The organism is Streptomyces sp. NPDC044106 (genome assembly GCF_056433985.1).
In genome coordinates this window covers 334,535-355,816 of sequence record NZ_JBWKFZ010000005.1, presented here as the reverse complement: position 1 = coordinate 355,816, position 21,282 = coordinate 334,535, and the positions used below count along the sequence as shown (strand labels likewise).

Annotated in this window: 19 protein-coding genes; 11 read left to right on the top strand and 8 right to left on the bottom strand. The window is 68.6% G+C overall.

Annotated features, from left to right (window positions below; all coding sequences use genetic code 11):
* The first annotated feature begins 23 nt into the window (after positions 1-23).
* The 3 genes from AC07DI_RS11165 to AC07DI_RS11155 all read left to right on the top strand — a co-directional run bounded on the left by AC07DI_RS11165 (position 24) and on the right by AC07DI_RS11155 (position 1,208).
* On the top strand, positions 24-491 hold the full coding sequence (locus AC07DI_RS11165; protein ID WP_478903981.1) for a DUF6194 family protein: 468 nt from the start codon (positions 24-26) through the stop codon (positions 489-491).
* A 94-nt stretch (positions 492-585) separates the two neighbouring features.
* A complete protein-coding gene (locus tag AC07DI_RS11160) occupies positions 586-978 on the top strand; it encodes a VOC family protein (RefSeq protein WP_478903831.1) in 393 nt (130 codons plus the stop codon).
* Complete coding sequence (locus AC07DI_RS11155; protein ID WP_478903829.1) at positions 963-1,208, top strand: hypothetical protein; 246 nt, start codon at positions 963-965, stop codon at positions 1,206-1,208. Before AC07DI_RS11160 ends, AC07DI_RS11155 begins: the two co-directional genes overlap by 16 nt.
* An 80-nt stretch (positions 1,209-1,288) precedes the next feature.
* Here the strand turns inward: AC07DI_RS11155 and acnA are convergent, their stop codons facing one another.
* Entirely contained in the window at positions 1,289-4,003 is a 2,715-nt protein-coding gene (gene acnA / locus AC07DI_RS11150) for an aconitate hydratase AcnA (protein WP_478903827.1), read from the bottom strand.
* Between the two features lie 314 nt (positions 4,004-4,317).
* A complete protein-coding gene (locus tag AC07DI_RS11145) occupies positions 4,318-4,767 on the bottom strand; it encodes a carboxymuconolactone decarboxylase family protein (RefSeq protein ID WP_478903825.1) in 450 nt (149 codons plus the stop codon).
* 82 nt (positions 4,768-4,849) lie between these two features.
* On the opposite strand from AC07DI_RS11145, the gene AC07DI_RS11140 reads away from it, so the two are divergent.
* Positions 4,850-5,728: a sigma-70 family RNA polymerase sigma factor gene (locus tag AC07DI_RS11140; RefSeq protein ID WP_478903823.1), complete on the top strand. Its 879-nt coding sequence runs from the start codon at positions 4,850-4,852 to the stop codon at positions 5,726-5,728.
* 16 nt (positions 5,729-5,744) lie between these two features.
* On the opposite strand, the gene AC07DI_RS11135 is transcribed toward AC07DI_RS11140, so the two are convergent.
* Positions 5,745-6,473: a formylglycine-generating enzyme family protein gene (locus AC07DI_RS11135; RefSeq protein ID WP_478903821.1), complete on the bottom strand. Its 729-nt coding sequence runs from the start codon at positions 6,471-6,473 to the stop codon at positions 5,745-5,747.
* A gap of 80 nt (positions 6,474-6,553) precedes the next feature.
* Entirely contained in the window at positions 6,554-7,567 is a 1,014-nt protein-coding gene (locus tag AC07DI_RS11130) for a LacI family DNA-binding transcriptional regulator (protein ID WP_478903819.1), read from the bottom strand.
* A 92-nt stretch (positions 7,568-7,659) separates the two neighbouring features.
* Here AC07DI_RS11130 and AC07DI_RS11125 point away from each other — a divergent pair, with 92 nt between their 5' ends.
* The 3 genes from AC07DI_RS11125 to AC07DI_RS11115 all read left to right on the top strand — a co-directional run bounded on the left by AC07DI_RS11125 (position 7,660) and on the right by AC07DI_RS11115 (position 12,454).
* Complete coding sequence (locus tag AC07DI_RS11125; protein WP_478903817.1) at positions 7,660-9,573, top strand: amidohydrolase; 1,914 nt, start codon at positions 7,660-7,662, stop codon at positions 9,571-9,573.
* Between the two features lie 76 nt (positions 9,574-9,649).
* On the top strand, positions 9,650-11,179 hold the full coding sequence (locus AC07DI_RS11120; RefSeq protein WP_478903815.1) for a helix-turn-helix domain-containing protein: 1,530 nt from the start codon (positions 9,650-9,652) through the stop codon (positions 11,177-11,179).
* A 393-nt stretch (positions 11,180-11,572) separates the two neighbouring features.
* A complete protein-coding gene (locus AC07DI_RS11115) occupies positions 11,573-12,454 on the top strand; it encodes a hypothetical protein (RefSeq protein ID WP_478903813.1) in 882 nt (293 codons plus the stop codon).
* A 99-nt stretch (positions 12,455-12,553) separates the two neighbouring features.
* Here AC07DI_RS11115 and AC07DI_RS11110 read toward each other — a convergent pair whose 3' ends face one another.
* The 4 genes from AC07DI_RS11110 to AC07DI_RS11095 all read right to left on the bottom strand — a co-directional run bounded on the left by AC07DI_RS11110 (position 12,554) and on the right by AC07DI_RS11095 (position 15,983).
* Positions 12,554-12,769: a hypothetical protein gene (locus AC07DI_RS11110; protein WP_478903811.1), complete on the bottom strand. Its 216-nt coding sequence runs from the start codon at positions 12,767-12,769 to the stop codon at positions 12,554-12,556.
* A gap of 356 nt (positions 12,770-13,125) precedes the next feature.
* On the bottom strand, positions 13,126-13,998 hold the full coding sequence (locus tag AC07DI_RS11105) for a hypothetical protein (RefSeq protein ID WP_478903809.1): 873 nt from the start codon (positions 13,996-13,998) through the stop codon (positions 13,126-13,128).
* A 216-nt stretch (positions 13,999-14,214) separates the two neighbouring features.
* Positions 14,215-14,727, bottom strand: coding sequence for an NUDIX domain-containing protein (locus tag AC07DI_RS11100; protein ID WP_478903807.1), 513 nt, complete (start codon positions 14,725-14,727; stop codon positions 14,215-14,217).
* Positions 14,724-15,983: an XRE family transcriptional regulator gene (locus AC07DI_RS11095; protein WP_478903805.1), complete on the bottom strand. Its 1,260-nt coding sequence runs from the start codon at positions 15,981-15,983 to the stop codon at positions 14,724-14,726. Before AC07DI_RS11095 ends, AC07DI_RS11100 begins: the two co-directional genes overlap by 4 nt.
* A gap of 336 nt (positions 15,984-16,319) precedes the next feature.
* Between AC07DI_RS11095 and AC07DI_RS11090 the strand changes: the two genes are divergently transcribed.
* The 4 genes from AC07DI_RS11090 (at position 16,320) to AC07DI_RS11075 (ending at position 21,277) form a co-directional block, all read left to right on the top strand.
* Positions 16,320-16,745: an ATP-binding protein gene (locus AC07DI_RS11090; protein ID WP_478903803.1), complete on the top strand. Its 426-nt coding sequence runs from the start codon at positions 16,320-16,322 to the stop codon at positions 16,743-16,745.
* A 146-nt stretch (positions 16,746-16,891) separates the two neighbouring features.
* Complete coding sequence (gene fxlA / locus AC07DI_RS11085) at positions 16,892-17,041, top strand: FxLD family lanthipeptide (RefSeq protein ID WP_327326638.1); 150 nt, start codon at positions 16,892-16,894, stop codon at positions 17,039-17,041.
* A gap of 73 nt (positions 17,042-17,114) precedes the next feature.
* Positions 17,115-20,129, top strand: coding sequence for a lantibiotic dehydratase (locus tag AC07DI_RS11080; RefSeq protein WP_478903801.1), 3,015 nt, complete (start codon positions 17,115-17,117; stop codon positions 20,127-20,129).
* Positions 20,126-21,277: a lanthionine synthetase C family protein gene (locus tag AC07DI_RS11075; RefSeq protein WP_478903799.1), complete on the top strand. Its 1,152-nt coding sequence runs from the start codon at positions 20,126-20,128 to the stop codon at positions 21,275-21,277. The genes AC07DI_RS11080 and AC07DI_RS11075 overlap by 4 nt, the downstream gene beginning before the upstream one ends.
* Positions 21,278-21,282 lie beyond the last annotated feature (5 nt).

Here is a 21,282-nt window from a genome sequence, read left to right as displayed (position 1 = left end):
AAGGTGATGCTTGAACCATGAGTATGGAACAGATCATCGCGGCCGTGCGGGACGACCTCGACGGCGCGCTCGTGCTCGTCCCGGAGCCGGGAGGCGGCTTCCCCGAGCTCGCGTGGGGGGACGCGTTCTTCTACTACGCCCCCGACGGCCGCATGCCCGAGAACGTGCAGCCCTACGGGACAGTCGTCACCAAGAACTACCCGGACGACACCGCTTGCGACCTGGACCCTCCAGGCCGTTGGCGCGTGAACGTCCGCGTCGACCGCGCGACCTTCCGGGAGCTCACCGGAGAGGAACCGCACAGCATCAGCCGCCCTCGCGACCACACGGCCGCCGACCGTGTGATGCCCCATCCGGTGTACGGCGCGCTCGGCTGGATCTCCGTCGTCAATCCCGGCGAGAGGACGACGGACACGGTGGTGCGGCTCCTGCACATCGCTCACGCGGCCGCTCGCGCCCGGTTCGCGCGACGAAACGAATCGACAGCATGAAGGCGTCGTGCCTATGATCCACGCCGACATCGCGTGTCGGTCACCGGCCGGGTGAGGCATGGAGGTGTCGGGAGATGCCTTCTGGAGGCATTCCTTGTCCGTTCAGTTGAATCACACGATCGTCCACGCCCGGGACAACCGGGAGTCCGCCGAGTTCTTCGCGGAACTGTTGGGCCTCGACATCGGCGAAGAGTGGGGACCGTTCATCGCAGTCGCCCTCAGCAACTCCGTCACCCTCGACTTCGCCACCGTTCCCGCCGAGTCGATCACCCCGCAGCACTACGCCTTCCTGGTATCGGAGGCGGAGTTCGAGGCGGCGTACGAGAAGATCGGCGCACGCGGCATCGAGCACTGGGCCGACCCGCACCAGAAGCAGCCGGGCGCGTTCAACCGCAACGACGGGGGCCTGGGCGTGTACTTCCTGGACCCGGCGGGGCACGCGATGGAGCTCATCACGGTGCCGTACGGCGGGTGGCCGCAGGCGTAGGCACGTCCGGCTATCTGAACCTGCACCAGTGCGCGTACTCCGCGACCAACTTCGACGACCACTTCAACACCGTCGTGACGCCGAGCGGCGACGGCCGCTACTCCACCGGCACGAAGCACTCCGCCACCGCCGACACCACGGCGGCCTGCGGCGCGGGCGGCGGTGACGAGGCCGGAGTCCGGGTGGCGGCCGCGCGGTGTGTTGATCACGACGTGAGCAGCACGACGTGAGCAACACGGTGTGAGCGTGCGGCGAGGGCCGCACCCCGTGCGAAACGGGGTGCGGCCCTCGACTACTGCGTACCGTGCGCCTACTTACGGATCAGGCTGCGCAGCACGTACTGCATGATGCCGCCGTTGCGGTAGTAGTCCGCCTCGCCGGGGGTGTCGATGCGGACGACCGCGTCGAACTCCACGCCGGTGTCGGTCGTGACCTTCACCGTGCGGGGGGTCGAGCCGTTGTTCAGCTCGGTCACGCCGGTGAAGGAGAAGGTCTCCTCGCCGGTCAGGCCGAGAGAGGACGCGGTCTGGCCCTCCGGGTACTGGAGCGGCAGGACGCCCATGCCGATGAGGTTCGAGCGGTGGATGCGCTCGTACGACTCGGCGATGACGGCCTTGACGCCGAGGAGCGCGGTGCCCTTGGCGGCCCAGTCGCGGGACGAGCCGGAACCGTACTCCTTGCCCGCGAGGACGACCAGCGGGATGCCCTGGTCGATGTAGTTGCGCGAGGCGTCGTAGATGTACGAGACCGGCGCGTCCTCCTGCGTGAAGTCACGCGTGAAGCCGCCCTCGGTGCCCGGCGCGATCTGGTTGCGCAGGCGGATGTTGGCGAACGTGCCGCGGATCATGACCTCGTGGTTGCCGCGGCGCGAGCCGTAGCTGTTGAAGTCGCGGCGCTGCACGCCGTGCTCGGTGAGGTACTTGCCGGCCGGGGTGTCGGCCTTGATCGCACCGGCCGGGGAGATGTGGTCGGTGGTGACCGAGTCGCCCAGCTTGGCCAGGACGCGGGCGCCCGTGATGTCGGAGACCGGGGTGGTCTCCATCGTCATGCCCTCGAAGTACGGGGGCTTGCGGACGTACGTCGACTCGGCGTCCCACTCGAACGTGTTGCCGGTCGGGATCGAGAGCGCCTGCCACTGGGCGTCACCCGCGAAAACGTCCTGGTAGGACTTGTTGAACATGTCCTCGCCGATGGAGTTGGCGACGACGTCGTTCACCTCGGCCTCGGAGGGCCAGATGTCCTTGAGGTAGACCGGGTTGCCGTCCTGGTCGGCGCCGAGCGCCTCGGACGTGATGTCGATCTTCATCGACCCGGCGATGGCGTACGCGACGACCAGCGGCGGGGACGCCAGGTAGTTCATCTTGACGTCGGGGTTGATGCGGCCCTCGAAGTTCCGGTTGCCGGAGAGGACGGACGTCACGGCCAGGTCGTGGTCGTTGACGGCCTTCGAGACCTCCTCGGGCAGCGGGCCCGAGTTGCCGATGCAGGTGGTGCAGCCGTAGCCGACGAGGTTGAAGCCGACCTTGTCGAGGTACGGGGTGAGACCCGACTTGTCGAAGTAGTCGGTGACGACCTTCGAGCCCGGCGCGAGGGTGGTCTTGACCCACGGCTTGCGGGTCAGGCCCTTCTCGACGGCCTTCTTCGCGACGAGCGCGGCGGCGACCATCACGTACGGGTTCGAGGTGTTGGTGCAGGAGGTGATCGCGGCGACGGTGACGGCGCCGTGGTCGAGCTCGTACGTCGAGCCGTCGGGGGCGGTCACCAGGACCGGGTTCGACGGGACGCCGTTGGTGGTGGCCGGGGCGTCGGAGGCCGGGAAGGACTCCTTGCCGGCCTCGTCCACGCTGTCGACGTAGTTGCGCACGTCGATCTTGAACTGCTCGGAGGCGTTGGCGAGGACGATGCGGTCCTGGGGGCGCTTCGGGCCCGCGATGGAGGGCACGACCGTGGAGAGGTCGAGCTCCAGCTTCTCGGAGAAGTCCGGCTCGGCGGCCGGGTCCAGCCAGAGGCCCTGCTCCTTGGCGTACGCCTCGACGAGCGCGACCTGCTGCTCGTCGCGGCCGGTCAGGCGCAGGTACTTCAGCGTCTCGTCGTCGATCGGGAAGATCGCGGCGGTGGAGCCGAACTCGGGCGACATGTTGCCGATGGTGGCGCGGTTGGCGAGGCTCGTGGCCGCGACGCCCTCGCCGTAGAACTCGACGAACTTGCCGACGACGCCGTGCTTGCGCAGCATCTCGGTGATCGTGAGGACCAGGTCGGTAGCGGTGGTGCCGGCGGGCAGCTCGCCGGTCAGCTTGAAGCCGACGACGCGCGGGATGAGCATGGAGACCGGCTGGCCGAGCATCGCGGCCTCGGCCTCGATGCCGCCGACGCCCCAGCCGAGGACGCCAAGGCCGTTGACCATCGTGGTGTGCGAGTCCGTGCCGACCAGGGTGTCGGGGTAGGCCTGGCCGTTGCGGACCATGACCGTGCGGGCCAGCTTCTCGATGTTGACCTGGTGGACGATGCCGGTGCCCGGGGGGACGACCTTGAACTCGTCGAACGCGGTCTGGCCCCAGCGCAGGAACTGGTAGCGCTCCTTGTTGCGGCCGTACTCCAGCTCGACGTTCTGCCCGAAGGCGTCCGCCGTACCGAACTTGTCGGCGATGACGGAGTGGTCGATGACCAGCTCGGCCGGGGCCAGCGGGTTGATCTTCGCCGGGTCGCCGCCGAGCTCCTTCACGGCCTCACGCATGGTGGCCAGGTCCACCACGCACGGCACGCCGGTGAAGTCCTGCATGATCACGCGGGCCGGCGTGAACTGGATCTCCTGCGAGGGCTGGGCCTGCGAGTCCCAGTCACCGAGGGCACGGATGTGGTCGGCGGTGATGTTCGCGCCGTCCTCGGTACGGAGCAGGTTCTCCAGCAGCACCTTCAGGCTGTAGGGAAGGCGGGCGGAGCCCTCGACCTTGTCCAGCTTGAAGATCTCGTACGACTCGTCGCCCACGCGCAGCGTGCTGCGGGCGTCGAAGCTGTTCGCCGACACGACAGTCTCCTTCAGATTTTTCGCGCGTTTCGTCACATCCTGCCGCCACGACTCCTCGTCGATCCGCTAAGGTAAGGCTTAGTTAGGTAACCCTTACCGAGTGGCGGCTTCTGGTGCGCCTCGGCAGATATCTCGATGTCGAGATAACTCTAGTACATGAGCCGCGGGTACGACGAGGCACGCCAGCCGTCCGTCGACCTCGAACCGAGCCGTGCCGCGCTCGGCCCGCCCGGAACCACACAACGAAAGAGGGCCGACGGACAAGCCGTCGGCCCTGGGGGCGCTGCGCGGCGCCGGGACGCCGCGCACGTCGTTCACCAGGTCTTGCCCGCCTGTTCCTTGGTCGAGCGGTTGATGCGGTTGTAGAAGTTGGTCAGCGCGATGTTCAGGACGATCGCGGACAGCTGCTTCTCGTCGAAGTGGGCCGCGGCGGCGTCCCAGATCTCGTCGGTCACGCCCGGTGCGCCGTCCTGGAGGCGGGTGGCGGCCTCGGTCAGTTCGAGGGCCGCGCGCTCCGGCTCGGTGAAGAAGGGCGTCTCGCGCCACGCGACCACGTTGTGCAGCCGCTCCTCGCTCTCACCGTTCTTCTTCGCCGCCGCGACACCGCCGAACACGCACGGGCTGCACCCGTTGATCTGGCTGGCCCGCAGGTGGGTCAGCTCAAGGACCCGCGGGTCGACGCCGCCGCCGTGCACCACCTTGTTGAGCTGCTGTATCGCCGTGATCACCGCGGGGTTCCCGGAGTTCTTCAAGCGTGCTTCCATCGGTCTGCTCCTTCATCGGTTACCTGTGCTCTCCCGAGCCCGTCATCACCCATGACGGAGCAGTCCCGAGGAAGGTAACAACATGTCCGAGAGCACCCGGGCGGTCCAGGTGGCCGAGACGTTCGAGGCCCAGCGGGACCGGCTGCGCGCGGTCGCCCACCGCATGCTCGGATCGCACGCCGACGCCGAGGACGTGGTCCAGGAGGCCTGGCTGCGGCTCTCCCGCCAGGACACGGACACCATCGACAACCTCGCCGGGTGGCTGACCACGGTGGTCGGCCGCATCAGCCTCGACGTCCTGCGCTCGCGACAGTCCCGCCCCGAGGCGTCCTACGGTGATCAGCTGTCCGAGCTCGTGGTCACCGTCGACGACGGCCGCGCGCCGGAGGACGACGTGGCCCACACGGACTCCGTCGGGCTCGCGCTGCACGTCGTCCTCGACTCCCTCGGGCCCGGCGAGCGGCTCGCGTTCGTGCTGCACGACCTGTTCGCGGTGCCGTTCGAGGAGATCGGCCAGGTCCTCGGCAAGTCCACCGGCGCCGCCAAGATGCTGGCCAGCCGGGCCCGCAGGAAGGTGCGGGACAGGGAGCGGCCCGCGGCCCTGCGACGGGAGCAGCGCGAAGTGGTCCATGCCTTCCTCGCGGCGGCTCGCCACGGTGACTTCGAAGGGCTGCTGCGCGTACTGGACCCCGAGGTGAAGCTGACCGTCGACACCCCCGACGGCGTCCTCGTCACGCTCGGCGCGACCAGGATCGCCGCCGGTGCCCAGCTGTCCTCCGCCGCGGCGGCGCGCGGGCGTGCGGTGCTCGTCGACGGCCTCGCCGGAATCATGGCGTGGCGCGAGGACGGCTCCCCGCTCTCCGTCGTCTCCTTCGACGTCGAGGACGGCCGGATCGTCCGCATCTCGGTCGTGACCGACCCGGCCAAGCTCGCCGCCGTGGACCTGCCGGCCCCGGAGTGAGCCGGCCCCGGACCGCTCAGCGCGGTCCGGAACGGGCGAGGCGGAAGCCCACGTCGTCGACCCGGTAGCTCGGGTGGCTGCGACGGCGGGCGGACGCCCGGCAGCTCCAGTGCTCGTCGAACCATCCCCCGCCGCGCAGCACCCGGTACGTGCCGTACACCTCGGCGTCGTACACGTCCCAGCACCAGTCCCAGACGTTGCCGAGCATGTCGTAAAGGCCCCACGCGTTGGGCCGCTTGCCGCCCACCTGGTGGAGCCGCTCCCCCGAGTTGCCGCGGTACCAGGCGATCTCGTCGAGCGGGCCGTAGTGCGGGCCCGTCGTACCGGCACGGCAGGCGTGTTCCCACTCGGCCTCGGTCGGCAGCCGGTAGCCGTCGGCCGCCGGGTCCCACGCGACGCCGTCGCCGTGGCCCTCCGCGTCGAGGCGGTACGCGGGCGTGTGCCCGTCGCGCAGGGAGAGCGCGTTGCAGAAGCGGACGGCGTCGAGCCAGGAGACGCCTTCGACGGGGAGCCGGTCGCCGCGGGCCGTGCCGAGTCCCTCGCCGGGGGCGGTACCGAGTCCCTCGTCGGCGGCGGCGCCGGGCCGCTCGCCCGTGACCTCCGCGTACAGCGCCTGGGTGACGGGGAACGCGGCCATCTCGCACGGCGCGACCTCGACCTGCCAACTGCGCCGCGTACGGCGGTCCGACAGCGTGACCCGGCCGGGCGGCACGGAGATCATCTCGGGCTCTGCGCTCGTGTCCATGGGCAGGTGATCCTACTCAGAGACAGGCTCCCAGGCGTCCTGCGAACGCTCCGCGGCGCCCGCCACCGTGCGGCGCAGCTTCACCGGTCCTGGGCCGTCCCCGCGCCGCACGATCCGCGAACCACCAGCCCGGCCGGTACGACGACCGAGCCCCCGCCCGTCGGCGGCGTGCCGTCGTTCTCGATCAGGGTCACAAGGACGGCGACGGCGGCGTGGGCCGTGCGTTCGGGGTTGAGGGTCACCGTCGTCACAGGCGGGGCCGTCGTCGCGTAGGACGGGTCCTCGCTCGCGCACACGATGCGCAGGTCGGCGGGGACGCGCAGGCCGTGGCGGGCCGCGGCGGCGAGGAGTTGGCGCCCTCCGGGGTCGTACGCGGCGTAGACCGCGTCGACCCGGTCGCGGCACGCCAGCAGCGCGTCGAAGGCGTGGCCCTGGTCGTCGGCCTCGTCGAAGGGCACGACCAGCGGGGGCGCGCCGCGCTCCGCGCACCACTGTTCGTAGGCCCTCGTGACCGCGCGGGCGTAGTGCTCGTCGCCGCTGCCGGACTGGAGCGCGGTGCGGCGGGCGCCGGAGGCGGCGAGGTGGTCGAGGACCTCGCGGGTGGTCGCGTCGTGGTCGTTGTCGACCCAGTGGTCGCCGGGGCGCGCGTCGCCGGGAACGCCGTCGAAGACGAGCGGGACGCCGCGGGCGCGCAGGGCGCGGACCATGGGGTCGCCGCGCGGGCTGTCCACGATGAGCATGCCGTCGACGGCGAGGCTGTGCCAGGAGTCGTCGGCGGCACGGGCGGCGGGGAACGTGGTGAGGGCGTAGCCGCGCGCGTGGGCCGCCGATGTGGCCGCCGCGACGACGCGGGCGAAGTAGGCGATGGCGGTGTAGTTCCAGGCGCCGGCGAACGTGGTGACGGCGATGCCCAGGGTGCGTGCGCGCGGGAGGCCGGGGGCGCCGTAGCCGAGCCGCGTCGCGGTCTCACGGACCCGGCGCCGGGTGGCCCCGCCGATCCTGCCGGTGCCGTTGAGGGCGTGCGAGACCGTCGCCGTCGAAACCTCCGCGGCGCGGGCTATGTCGGCGAGAGTCGGCCCTGGCACGCGGCTCATCGTACGGAATCCGTCGTTCGGGGCGGGTTCTGGTTAACGCGTTACTCGTCGAGGGTTCCTCCCACTCGTCGCCGCTACACCTTGGAGTGGACATGCCCCAGCAGCCGCCCGTATCGCCGCCCGCGCCTCGTCCTCGTCCTTCCTTCTCCCGGCGGGGCGTCCTCGCGGCCGCGGGAGCCGTAGGACTCACCGCCACCGCCGCGGGGCCCGTCGCGGCCTCCTCGCCCCGCCGCTCCGCCGCCCTCGTCGTGCACAACGCCCGCGTCTTCACCGGCACTTCGGGCCACGGCCGGCAACCCGAGGCGGTGGCCGTCGGGCGGGACGGGCGGATACTCGCCGTCGGCACGGACGCCGCCGTGCGGCGCTTCGCCGGGCGCGACACGGATGTCGTGGACGCGCGGGGCGGCACCCTGATGAGCGGAATCCACGACGGCCACGCCCACCCGATGGACGCCGCGAACCGCTCGCTGCGGCCCTCGCTCGCGGGCGCCGAGCAGAGCGTCGAGGAGCTGCGCGAGACGCTGACCGGGTTCCTGAAGGACTCCGCCGAGCAGGAGCCCGACGGCTGGCTGGTGGTGGAGGACTGGAATCCGGTCGGCCTGCTCCCGCACGGCACCGCCCCGCACCACTCCCTGCTCGACGCCCTGCCGACCCGGCGCCCCATCGCCCTGCGCGGCGGCGACGGCCACAACCTGTGGGCCAATCAGCGCGCCCTGGACATCGCGAAGATCACCGCGAGCACCCCCGACCCGGTCGGCGGCAAGATCGTCAAGGGTGCCGACGGCGAGCCGACCGGCGTGCTCAAGGACGACGCCCAGCCGCTCGTCTCCCGGCACATCCCCGAGCCCGACGGTGCCATGCTGGCCGACGCCGCCGCGAAGATCCTCGCCGAGGCCGCCGCGTCCGGGATCACCACGTTCATGGAAGCCGTGGTGGGCCAGGACGAGCTGAAGCTCTATCAGCGGCTCGCCGGCTCCGGGCGGCTGCGCCAGCGCATCGTGCCCGCCCTGCGCATCGACGCCGACCTGGCGAAGGACCCGGCCGCCGCGGTCGCGTACGCGAAGGGGCTGCGCGCGGAGTTCGCGGACGTACGCGGACTGCGCTTCGGCACGGTCAAGGTCTTCCTCGACGGCGTCATCGAGTACCCGGCGCAGACCGCCGCGCTGCTCGATCCCTACCTGGACGAGGACGGCAGGCCGACGGACCACCGCGGCGACCTGTACGTGGGCGCCGCCGACTTCGGCCGGCTCAGCGCCGCCTTCAACGCCGAGGGCTGGCAGATGCACGCCCACGCCATCGGCGACCGCGCCGTGCGCACCTCGCTCGACGGGTACGCGTACGCCCTGCGCAGGACCGGCCGCCGCGATCTGCGCAACACCACGGCCCATCTCCAGCTGGTCGACCCCACCGACCTGCCCCGCTTCGCCGCGCTCGGCGTCGTCGCGTGCATGCAGCTCCAGTGGGCCACGCGCAACATCTGGACCATGGAGTCCCTGCTGCCCTACATCGGCGCGGAACGCCACCGGCGGCTGTACCCGGCGCGCAGTCTGCGGGAGCGGCGCGCGGCGCTCGCGGGAGGCTCGGACTGGCCGGTCGACCCCCTACAGGTCTGGAACCAGATCCGCACGGCGATCGACCGCGAGGGCAGGGAGGGCGAGGGCGACCTCTACCGCGCGCAGGAGGGGATCAGCCGAACATCATCCCTGCTCATGCACACCTTGGGCACCGCGCGTCAGCTGCGCTCGGAGCACCTCACGGGGACCGTGGAGAGAGGAAAAGCAGCCGATCTCGTGGTGCTCGACCGCGATGTGACGCGGTGTCCGGTGGCCGATATCAGCTCTGCCGAGGTGCGCCTCACGCTCGTCGGAGGCACAGTGGTGCATGACGCGCAGTCGTCGGCAGGGCGCGCGGCCGCCGCCCGGGTGACGCGGGCGGCGGCGGGCCCCCGGCCCACTGCGTACGCCTCCGTGCACGGCGGGCGGCACGCCTCCTGCGGCTGCGGCTGATCCCTCGGACGGCCCCTCCCCGAATGGCTTACCCCCGGCGCGCACTTCATCTCATATCTGAGATAGCCTGCGACGCATGGCAGACGACTACCTCGTACGCATCGGCAAGCTCATCCGTGATGCCCGGCAGCACCGGGGCTGGACACAGACGCAGCTCGCCGAGGCGCTCTCCACCAGCCAGAGCGCCGTGAACCGCATCGAGCGCGGCAACCAGAACATCAGCCTTGAGATGATCGCCCGGATCGGCGAGGCGCTCGACAGCGAGATCGTGTCGCTCGGCTATGCCGGGCCGATGCACCTGCGGGTGGTCGGCGGGCGCCGGCTCTCCGGCTCCATCGACGTCAAGACGAGCAAGAACGCGTGCGTGGCGCTGCTCTGCGCGTCCCTGCTGAACAAGGGCCGCACGGTGCTGCGCCGCGTCGCCCGCATCGAGGAGGTCTACCGCCTTCTGGAGGTGCTCAACTCCATCGGCGTACGCACCCGTTGGATCAACGAGGGCGTCGACCTGGAGATCGTGCCGCCGGCCCGCCTCGACCTGGACGCCATCGACGCGGAGGCCGCGCGCCGCACCCGCTCGATCATCATGTTCCTCGGCCCGCTGCTGCACCGCCTCGACCACTTCAAGCTGCCGTACGCGGGCGGCTGCGACCTGGGCACCCGTACGATCGAGCCACACATGATCGCGCTGCGCCGGTTCGGCCTGGAGATCGCGGCGACCGAGGGGCTGTACCACGCGGAGGTGGCGCGCGACGTCTCCCCCGACCGCCCCATCGTCCTCACCGAGCGCGGGGACACGGTCACCGAGAACGCGCTGCTGGCCGCGGCGCGCAGCGCGGGCACGACCGTCATCCGCAACGCGTCGTCGAACTACATGGTCCAGGACCTGTGCTTCTTCCTGGAGGCGCTCGGCGTACGGGTCGACGGCATCGGCACGACCACGCTGACCGTGCACGGCGTCCCCACCATCGACGTCGACGTCGACTACTGCCCCTCCGAGGACCCGGTCGAGGCGATGAGCCTGCTCGCCGCCGCCGTCGTCACGGAGTCCGAGCTGACGGTCCGCCGGGTGCCGATCGAGTTCCTGGAGATCGAGCTCGCGGTCCTCGATGAGATGGGCCTCGACCACGACCGCACCGCGGAGTACGCGGCCGACAACGGCCGTACGCGCCTGATCGACCTCACGGTCCGCCCCTCCAAGCTGGAGGCGCCGATCGACAAGATCCACCCGATGCCGTTCCCCGGCCTGAACATCGACAACGTCCCCTTCTTCGCGGCCATCGCGGCGGCGGCCCAGGGCAAGACGCTGATCCACGACTGGGTCTACGACAATCGCGCGATCTACCTGACCGACCTGAACCGCCTCGGCGGCCGCCTCCAGCTCCTCGACCCGCACCGGGTCCTTGTGGAGGGCCCGACCCGCTGGCGGGCCGCCGAGATGATATGCCCGCCCGCGCTGCGCCCCGCCGTGGTCGTACTGCTCGCGATGATGGCGGCCGAGGGCACGTCGGTCCTGCGGAACGTGTACGTGATCAATCGCGGCTACGAGGACCTGGCGGAGCGGCTGAACTCGGTGGGGGCGCAGATCGAGACGTTCCGGGACATCTGACAAATAGGGCAAATCGTCAAAATTGCCACATGCGGCGATAGCCGCCGAACTTGCCTGTTGACCTGGGAAAACACCCTCCGGCACCTTCCCGCGGCTTCCCGTAGTTTCCGGCACCCTGTGCAGTCGATGTGCAAGATGATCAAGGATTGCTGACGGCGCGTCAGGGGCGATTTTCGCGCGACCGAGGCCCCGTCACTCTTTACGGAGAGTAGCGGGGTCTCGATGTGTTCCCAGGTCAGAGCCACGAAGGCTCTCCCGCCCAACAACTCTCTGTGCTAACTTCGCTCGGGCATGAAGGCACCGCCCCATACGGGCAAGCCATCGTGTGCAAACCTCACGGCGCCCTGCGCCCGCCTCGGCGGAACAGGGCGGCGACAACACCGGGCCCTCGCCGTGGCCATCGGACAACAGCAGTACGAGGCCGAGGCCGCCCAGCGGGCGCTCCTGGTGCGCGCGGACCGCTGGGTACGCCGTGCCGGTCGCGGTGGCCAGCGCACTGCCCCGATCTACCGGATGGTCGCCCGCCGCTACGCCGAGGCAGTCCTGAGTCAGGACCCCGCCAGCGTCGATGACATGACCATGCGCGTCCGGGGGTTCGCTCTGCACGACGGTGCTCAGCAGCACCTCACCCCTCCGGCCTTCGAGGTAGCGGTGAAGCGTGATGCCGCCGCCTCTGAGGAGGAGCGACATGCGGTCGCCGATACCCACCCCGAGGAGATCGAGGGGCCTATGGAGCACCCGGCTCTGCCCTCGGGCTCAGTACCAGTCACAGCAGCCCTGGCCGTCAACACCATGGCCTGGAAGGGACCGAACAAGGCCCACCCGACGGTATTCGTCGCTCCTCGGGTAAAACCAATGAGCCCTTACCCGCCAAGCCTGGTGAACCGGGTGGAGAGGAGCACAACGGCCGGGCAGGAAACCGCAGCTCCAGTACCCGCCAAGGAGATCTCGGCTCCCCGTGAGCCGGACACCGCCGAGTTACCCGCCACGGAGTCCTCCCCGCATCCGGCGCGTACCGCCCCCGCCCACCCCGTCACCGCAGCGACGTCAGGCAAGCGACCACAGGCCAAGGCCATACGGAGGCGCCCCACGCTTTCCCACGAAGAGCGCATGACTGCCATTAGGGACGCGTTCCCTGGCAGTGACCCGCTGTCGGTCTACGAGGTTCGGCGGAGAGTCAGCGGCAGGGATCAAGCGATCCGTGTCGCACTTGTCGGGTTGGGGCGCTGGAAGCGCGCCACCGAAAACACCGCGGCTGTCACCCAGAACGAATGATCCCTTCACCATCTCATCCACCGATCGGGCAGGTACACGCAGCCTGTCCGATCGGCGTGCCGCATTGCGGCAACCTGTTCTTGACTCGCCTGCCGCTTACTACGTCCTGTTTCTGAACTGAAGAGCTGGGGATCTCTCAGGCTCAACCGCGTCTCTGTCCGAGACGTTGATGAGCATGTTGAATAGCCACACCAGCCTGATTGACCTAGCCACCCCCAGCGCCAGCAAGGCTTCCGCGAGCCAGCCAATATCGCCGATTGATTTCGTTCGGTCGGCTATTAAGAGCGCCAGACACCCGGCCGAGATGAGAAGCATTCCGGTGAGGATACTCGCCCAATTCTTTCGGAGGCTGCTACCGAAGCGCCTTCGCAACTCACGCATGTCGCGACCATTCGAGCTTGCATATTGCGCTATCGCCGCGGTACCGAACCCTCCAACCAGAGCAGAAATTGACGCTACGGTCGTATAAATATCTTTCCTGCGGTCTGCCGTCAAGCCGTCCATGATGCCAGGCATCGACGTCCAGCGTGAAGCAGCGAAATGTCCCCCAACAACCAACACGACGATCAGCCAATCGATGCTTGGGGTCTCACTCCATAGATCTTTTAGACGGCGCAACGCAGACCTTGCATCCGGCACGACATCACCCCCCTGCTTGGAGGGACCCGACTCTACTGGTCAGCACCGACAGCGGCCTTGAGGTCACGTTGCTTGTCTTGGGCTACCTGCACGATCGCGTCGACGTTCGCCTCGTAGCGCGGCCGGCTGCCTGCCGAGCTGACCTCCACTCGACATTTAGCCGTGATGTGGTGCTTAATGAAGTCCAGAGGCTCATCAGTGGCTTTCCCATCCTCGTCGGGGAGAGTTACGAGAGCCCTTGCACGCTCAACTCCGGTGGGCCCCTCCAGGTACCCCAGCTCCGTCATGAGCGAGTGAATATCGCCCTGCAACCTGCGCTGGCCCCGCAATCTCGCAACTGGGCCTACTCCATCTTTCCGAGGAATCTCAATCTTGAGGGTGACCCTGTGATCAGGGTACCGAGAATCACCTAACCGTATAAAACTTGAGAGACCTTCACCGTCGGGGGGTGCAATCGCCGGACTGGGGCGGTAGCTGAACTCGAAGCTATGGACGGCATCCGCCTTCTCTAGCTTCTCCCACACATTGTTCGCGATCACCGGCCACAGAGCTATCTCATGCTCGGCTATCTGGCATGAGTTTAGCCAGCGCTGGATTGCCGATGCCCGCGGAGAACCGGGCTTCCCTTGGAGAATGCCGATTATATTCCCAAAGTCCAGGAAACAAACGGTAGTTGTATCGATGGTTCCCTTGTTGCCTTCGAGCCTAATATCCTCGATATACCCGTGATCAAGGTCGACCGTTTGAAGCTCGCTCGTACCGATACGACCTACCAACAGATGCAGGCTGCCATCATGCCTAACGGCCTGCCCGATGAAACTATCGCTGCGGTGTGTGCAGATTCTTTCTGCCGCTGGGGTCCGCTCCAAGTTCTCCAGAAAGATCTGCCAATTCGAGCTATCCATGCGCGCATTTAACGCATCCTTGGCACGCACAATCTCGAAAAAGGCCACAGTGCCCACACGGGTAGCCATGGTCCCCCCCCACGCCCGTAAGTTCTGATTACGCAGAAGAGCCCAGGATCCACCCGGTGATCGCGAGGCGCAAGGGTGCGGCAAGCCGAACGTCCCGAATGCCCCCCACTGACCATCGGCACAACACATACGGCCAATCCGCGCCCCCTACCAGGCTGGACCGCCGTCATGCAGATACACCGGCCGTCCTTCGTCCAAGCTCCTGATCGCGGCGTCGAGTCGGTTCCGTAGCCGTTCCCTCAACAACTCCCGCGCCTTGTCCAGAGCAACGAACGCAGCCTCAGATAGCTCTTCATCGTGAGGTCGCATCCCCTGCGCCTGGTGGGCGTCCAGCGTGCCGCCGTCGAAGATGAAGGCTATTTGATCGTCCCAAGGCCCGTGCGGGGCAACCCAGTCGACAACCAGGAGCCCACGCAAGGTGATGTCCAACCCCAGCTCTTCGCCCAGCTCCCGCGTCACCGCGCGTTCCGGCGGTTCGTTCGCTTCGGCCATTCCCCCGGGCAGATCCCAGCCCGGTTTGTACGTCGGGTTCACCAGGAGCACACGTCCAGCCGCGTCGCGCAGCAGCACGTCGGCCGCGACACGCTTGCGGGCCTGCGTGGCGTTGCCCTCGGCGAGATAGGCATTCCATGCTTCCGGGTCGGCGGGTGTGGGCCTCATGTGCGGGTGCCTCCCCTTGGCGTGATGATGTCGGCCAGTAGCAGCATTCTGGCCCTACGGGCGTCATCGAATCTCACCAGGTACTCCCGCAGTGGACCGTAGCCTTTGTGGCGGTCCAGGAGACGACGCAGGTCGTCAAGCTGGTGCACAACACGGATCGATCCGAGCGTCGGGCTCGTGCTGAGCAACTCGTGGCCGACGCTCACCGCGGCATCGAGGTCTCCACGCCGGACATGGATGTCCACAAGGACAATGCGGCTCAGTGCAAGGGACCGGGTTCGCCCCGACTCCCGAAGTGTCACCGCCTGCTCGGCCTGCGTCAGCGCCTGATCATGCTGCTCCAGGTCGCGCAGGATCAGCGCGGATTCACTCGCAAGCGCTGCGGCGTCAAAGGGACTCAGCCAGGGATGCGCGGCATCTGCCGATCCATCGAGCCCGTCCTGGGCCGCTTCGAGAGCGCGTACCGCTGGCGTGCGCTGTGCCCCTGTGGCCAAAGCTCGGGCCTGCATCGTTTGGAGCCGTGCAGTGAGCGAAGGAATTCGCGGACCACGGCCGGCGAGGTCGAGCCCGGTCTGAGCCCAGCGGGCGGCACCCGCTGTGTCACCCGTCTGAAGGGCGAGGTGGCTACTGCTCGCGGCGACGTTGGCGGCAAGCGGTAAGTCCCCGGAGGTGCGGGCCAGCGGCAATGCTCGGCTGAAGTGGCGGGCGGCGAGATCGTCTTGACCGGAGTCATGGGCCATCCACCCGGCCATCTCCGTCAAGGCCGCGGCGACGGCGAATACTTGTGAGCCACTCCCGGTGTCGACCAGACGCGGGGCAACTCGGTCCGCGAGATGCCGTACGACAGCGCCATACAGACGTCCTCCACCGGTCTGCCGATCTGCCGAGCGGAAGGCATCCATGGCCGCCAGGTCGTCACCGTCCGGCGGCAACTCCGGCTCGTGCTTGGTCGGTTCGGCCGCAGCGGGTTCCCAGGCGCGGCGGGCAAGCCCGAGCAGGTGACCAGGGATGTGGAACGCGTCCGCGATCTGCTCGAACAGGGCCAGCTTTTCCACCCGGCTCTTGCCGTTCATGTAGTCGTAGAGCCGCCCTTGGGTGATGTCCACGGCCGCAGCGATCCGACGCGTACTGACACCTCGCGCATTGAGCAGTCGGAACACGACTCCCATGTCCCGCTCGGCGCAGGCATTGAGCAGTCGTTCATCGCCAAGCAGTCCAGCAACGACATCGCGCGGATCTGGTGGCTGACGACTCATCGGCGGCTCCCCCGGCTCGTGTCCTCCGATGCTACGACCGCGCACACACCTCTGACTCCATGTTGGAGTCACCCCTTGGAGTCTCCCTACTACGAGGGGGTGTCGTTGACTGATCACCAGTCGCCCAGGAATCGGGTCGGGGACGTATCGGATCCGTGCCCTCCTCTGGAGCAACAGCCTCGGGCGGCACCGACAAACCGGCGGCTCGGTCCCCGTATCCCCCGTCGGGGACGGAGCCGCCATTCCAATCGCAGAGGAGCAGTCCTCATGACCCGCCGAGCCCGGATTGCCGTAGCCGGTGCCCCGTCCGCTGTCGCCTTCGCAAGAGACCGTGTCATGACGCAGATTCATGCGTGGGGTGTACGACTCGGCGAGGACAACCTGAACGCGGTCAAGCTCGTCGCCTCGGAACTGATCACGAACGCCGTGGTCCACGCCGGGGGCTTGATCAACATCGGCCTCTACCTCGATGAAGACCGGCTGCTCCTGGTCGTCCACGACAGCAGTCCCAAACCGCCCAGTCGGCAGATCACCACGGCGGACGACGAAGGGGGGCGCGGCCTCGTCCTCGTGGAGTTCCTTTCCGCACGGCACGGCTGGGAGCCGACAAGCCACGGCAAGAAGGTCTGGGCCGAGTTTGTCGTACCCGTGTCGGTGCCGGCCGCACGCGGCGGACTTCTGCACCAGCGCCTACGGGCCGCAGCTCCACAGGCGTTTGTCCACGTCATGCCGGAGCGCTTCGCCTTGGCACCCGGACTGTGAGCGCGGCACGGCGCGCGGCGAACAGTCAGCCCGCGGTGTCCGCGCATTCGGCTGCACCGCCCAAGCGGCAGCCGAATGCGGGGGTCCCGCGTTCCCCACGTCCGCGTAGCGCGGACGGTACCGATCACTACTTCGGAGGTACTGGGATGGCCATCCCGACGACCGAGACGACGCCGATCCCTGACGACGAGTGGCAGCTCGACATCTCCATCACCGACTCGCCGCGGCCGGTGGTCAGCAACTGCGACACAAGCGACGGGTGCAAGTCCTCCTGCGCTTCCTCCTGCATCAGCTGACCTCCACCCCGAAGCCTGTGCCGGGCTGGGCACGTCCCCGGCCCGGCACAGGGCCAGCAGAACAGGACCAACGATGACGCGGACCAGTCTTCTCCAGCGCGGCAGCGTGCTCCTCCTGCGGGCCGCTGTGCTCCCTCTGGATGCCCAGCACACCCGATGGCCATCGGTGGACGACCCCGTCGACTGTCTCCGGTGGCTGAGCGGTATCTGGGCCGATCCCGCCTTCGCCGAGGCGGTATGCGTCGCCTCTCCGCAGCTCGCCGCTACCGTCGCCCAGGCCCTCGACGACCACGACGTCTCACCCAAGCGGGTGCGCAAGGCGACAATGGCGACCTCCCGCTATCTCTTGCGAGCTGCTGGACGCCCCACGCCTTTCGGTCTGTTCGCCGGAGTGGTCGGTGCGGAGTGCGGCCCTGCCCTCGTGCAGATCGGTACCGAGCACCGGCCCGTCGCCCGCCCTGACACCCTGTGGCTCGACCACGTTCGCCGGAACCTCCAGTGCCGCCACGACGTTCTGCCCCATCTGACCCTTCAGGCCAGTGACTTGACCGTGCAGCGCGGTGACATGCTGGAGAGGCCGCTTCCCGGAGGCCGTACCGCGAGCGTCCGCGTAACCCGGCCCCTCGCTGCGATTCTTGAGATGGCCGCCCTCCTCCCCATTCCATGCCAGGAGGTCACTGACCGGCTCGTCACGCTGGGTGCCACCACGGAGCAGGCTTCACGGCTTCTCACCCGCGCATTGGAGGCGGGCATTCTTACCAGTGGCCTGGCAGCTCCCATGACCGAGCATGATCCCCTCGGCCACATCCTGAGCACCCTCCGGCCGCTCACGGCCCAACTGGATTCCGGAACCGTCGGCTGTCTCGACGAACTGGCCGACGTGCACCGGCTCCTCACCGACCACGATGCGGCCGAGAGCCAGGCAGCGGCGCAGGAACTCCGGCGTACGGCCGAGAAGCGCATGAGCGGCATCACCGATCAAGGCCGAGTGCGGCTCAGCGTGGACCTGCGTTTCGACGCCACCGTACGCATTCCCGGTCCGGTCCTGGAGGAGGCCGAGCACGCTGCCAATGCGCTGCTGCGCCTGACGCGGAGCCTGGGCGAAAAACCTGTGTGGGCCGCCTACCACAGCCTTTTCTGGGAACGGTACGGCGCCGGCAGTCTGGTGCCCGTTCGCGATGCCGCGGACCTTGCCGCGGGGGTCGGGCTGCCTGCCGATTTCCCGACGTCCTTGTGGGAGGAACCGCCCACGAAGATCCTCCCGCGCGACGAGCTGCTTATCGCCAAGGCGTGGCAGGCAGCCGTCAGCGGCGCCCAGGAGATCCGGCTCACGGACGCGGATCTCGACGAGCTGTGCGCTGGCCCGGACCTCGAAGACACAGCGACCGCTCCTCACGTAGAGATGGGTGTGCGGGTGTACGCGCCGACTCTTCAGGCCGTGGGCCGTGGGGAGTTCACGGTGTCCGTCCGCCCCGCCTGGAGCACTGGAACCCTCACGGGCCGGTTCGCCGCCACTCTCCGAAACAGCGGTCTCGCCGACGCGTATAAAGGGCTGCCCACTCTGGTCGACGGCGCGCTGTCAGCTCAACTCTCCTTCACGCCGGTCTATCCGCACGCCGAGAACGTGGCGCGCACCCCCGCCTTCTTGCCGCATGTCATCCCCGTCGACGAGCACCGGGCCCCGGCCGCCAACCTCATTCCGCTTGACGATCTCGCCGTACTGTCCACCAGCACGCGTCTGTACCTGGTCAGCCTTTCGCGGCGCCGAGTAGTCGAGCCGGTCGTCCTTCATCCCCTCGCCTTGGAGAAACAGGCTCCGCCGATCGCCCGGTTCCTCGCGCTCCTCGGGCGCGGGTTCGCGACGGCGTGGACACAATTCGACTGGGGACCGCTCGCGGCCGGGATGCCATATTTGCCCCGTGTCCGCTACCGCAAGGCCATTTTGTCCCCAGCTCGCTGGCACCTCACGGCCTCTGATCTGCCCACCGGGTCCTTCCGGCCCTCCTGGCACGTAGCCCTGGCGGACTGGGCACAGAAATGGAGGTGCCCGCAGTTCCTGGAGCTGCGCGACGACGACCGCACCCTGCGTCTGGACCTGGCCGAGCCCTTGCACGCGCGACTGCTGCATGCCCACCTTCAGCGCCACGGCAACGCTGATCTACTCGAAGCCCCAGACGAGCGGGATCTCGGCTGGATCGGGCACGCGCACGAGATCGCCCTGCCCCTCACCTCCACCCGGGCACCCCTACCCCACCCCGACGTGGCGACGGCCCCGGTCGTCACCAACCGGATGCTGCCGAACCCCGGCAACGGGCGGCAGCGTTGGGTGCAGGCCAAACTGTTCACCCACCCGACCGCCATGGACCAGATCCTCACCCGCCGCCTGCCCGGCCTCCTCGATGAACTCGGCGGCCCTGACAACTGGTTCGTCCGCTACCGCACCCCGCAGGAAGAGGACCACCTGCGAGTGCGGATCGCCGCGCACGGCCCGGACAGGCATGCCGCGGTAACGCAGGCCATCGCGCACTGGGTCGAGCACCTGCAAGGTGACGCACTCGCCTCCCGGCTCGTTCTCGACGGCTACCGGCCCGAATTCGGCCGCTACGGCACCGGGGCCGTTCTGGAAGCCGCCGAGAACGTGTTCGCCGCCGACAGCGACACGGCCCGGTACGCGCTCACCGACCTGGCGGGCGTGGACCGACGAGTCCTATGCGCACTCAGCATGATCGACATTGCCTGCGGACTCATGGGCGACGAAGACGGCACACGCTGGCTGGCCACCACTCCCGCCCGCGGCAGGGGTCTGCTCGACATCACCCGCCAGACGCTCCAGCACGCCCGCACCGACGCCCTGCCGCAACACCCTGGCTGGACGTCCCGGCTCGGGGACGCGTACGAGCGGCGCCGCGCGGCCCTGGGCGTTTACCGGACCCAACTCGCCGATGGGCAGACTGATTCGGTGCTGGAGTCGCTGCTCCACATGCACCACAACCGGGTGATGGGTCCGGACCGGGAATCCGAGGCGGCATGCCGACATGCGGCCCGGCAGGCATGCCGCTCCTTCCGGGCACGAGCGGCAAGCCAGTGAAAGATCTCGCACACGACTTGGGCCGAGGACTCGCCGGAACCGTCGTCTACCAAGCTGTTCTCGCCCAGGACAACGGCAAGTGGGAAGGCGTGCACACCGCTGCGAGAACCATGGCCGAGCAGCCAGCCGCCGCGCATCCCGCGAGCGCGAGCTTGTACCGCGGGGCACCTGCCATGGCCTACGCGCTGCACACAGCTGGCCACCGCGCCTACAGTTCCGCGCTCGACGGCCTGGACGATGCGCTCGCCACGCTCGTGACCGCGCGACTCTCAGACGCCCACCGCCGCATGGATGGCGGTCTGCCACCGCGCATGCAGGAGTACGACCTGATCGGCGGTCTGACAGGGCTCGGCGCGTATCTCCTGAGCCGCGGGACCCGCCCCGACTTGCTCGACGGCGTCCTGCACTACTTGGTGCAGCTCTTCCAGCAGCCCGTCACCGTCCACGGCGAACAGGTGCCGGGCTGGTGGACTGCGGACAGCCCGTCCGGCCAACCCGATACCGCCTGGCCGAATGGGCACGGCAACTTCAGCACAGCGCACGGCGTTGCCGGGCCCATCGCGCTCCTCGCCCTGTGCGCCCGCGCAGGACACACGGTGCACGGCCAGAGCGAAACCTTGGAACAGGCTTGCAGCCTGCTGGAGGAGTGGTCGCAACGCTGTCCCGGCGGTGGTACCGCCTGGCCGGAAACCGTCACCTGGGACAGGTGGCTCAGCGGACCGCGACCGCTGGCACACCCGGGCAGGCCCTCTTGGTGCTATGGCACCCCCGGTATCGCCCGCGCGCTTCAACTCGCCGCGCTCGCCTGCAACCGCACGGGTACCCAGCGCCACGCCGAAGACGTCCTCACATCATGTGCCGCCGACTCCGAACAACTGGCGCGTATCACCGACGCCACGGTCTGCCATGGCTGGGCGGGGCTCTGTCTCGTTGTTGACCGGGCCGCGGCCGATACCCCTCCCGGGAGCGCGCTCTCCCGCCTTCTGCCGTCCCTGCGGTCCCGCTTTGCCACCCACCTGGCACAGCAGGCGCTACCCGATGCCGCCGGACTCCTCACCGGGGCGGACGGCATCTTGCTCACACTGCACACCCTCAACCCCGCCCGTCCTGTTGCATCAGGGTGGGAGACCTGCCTCCTTCTCAACTGAAAGAG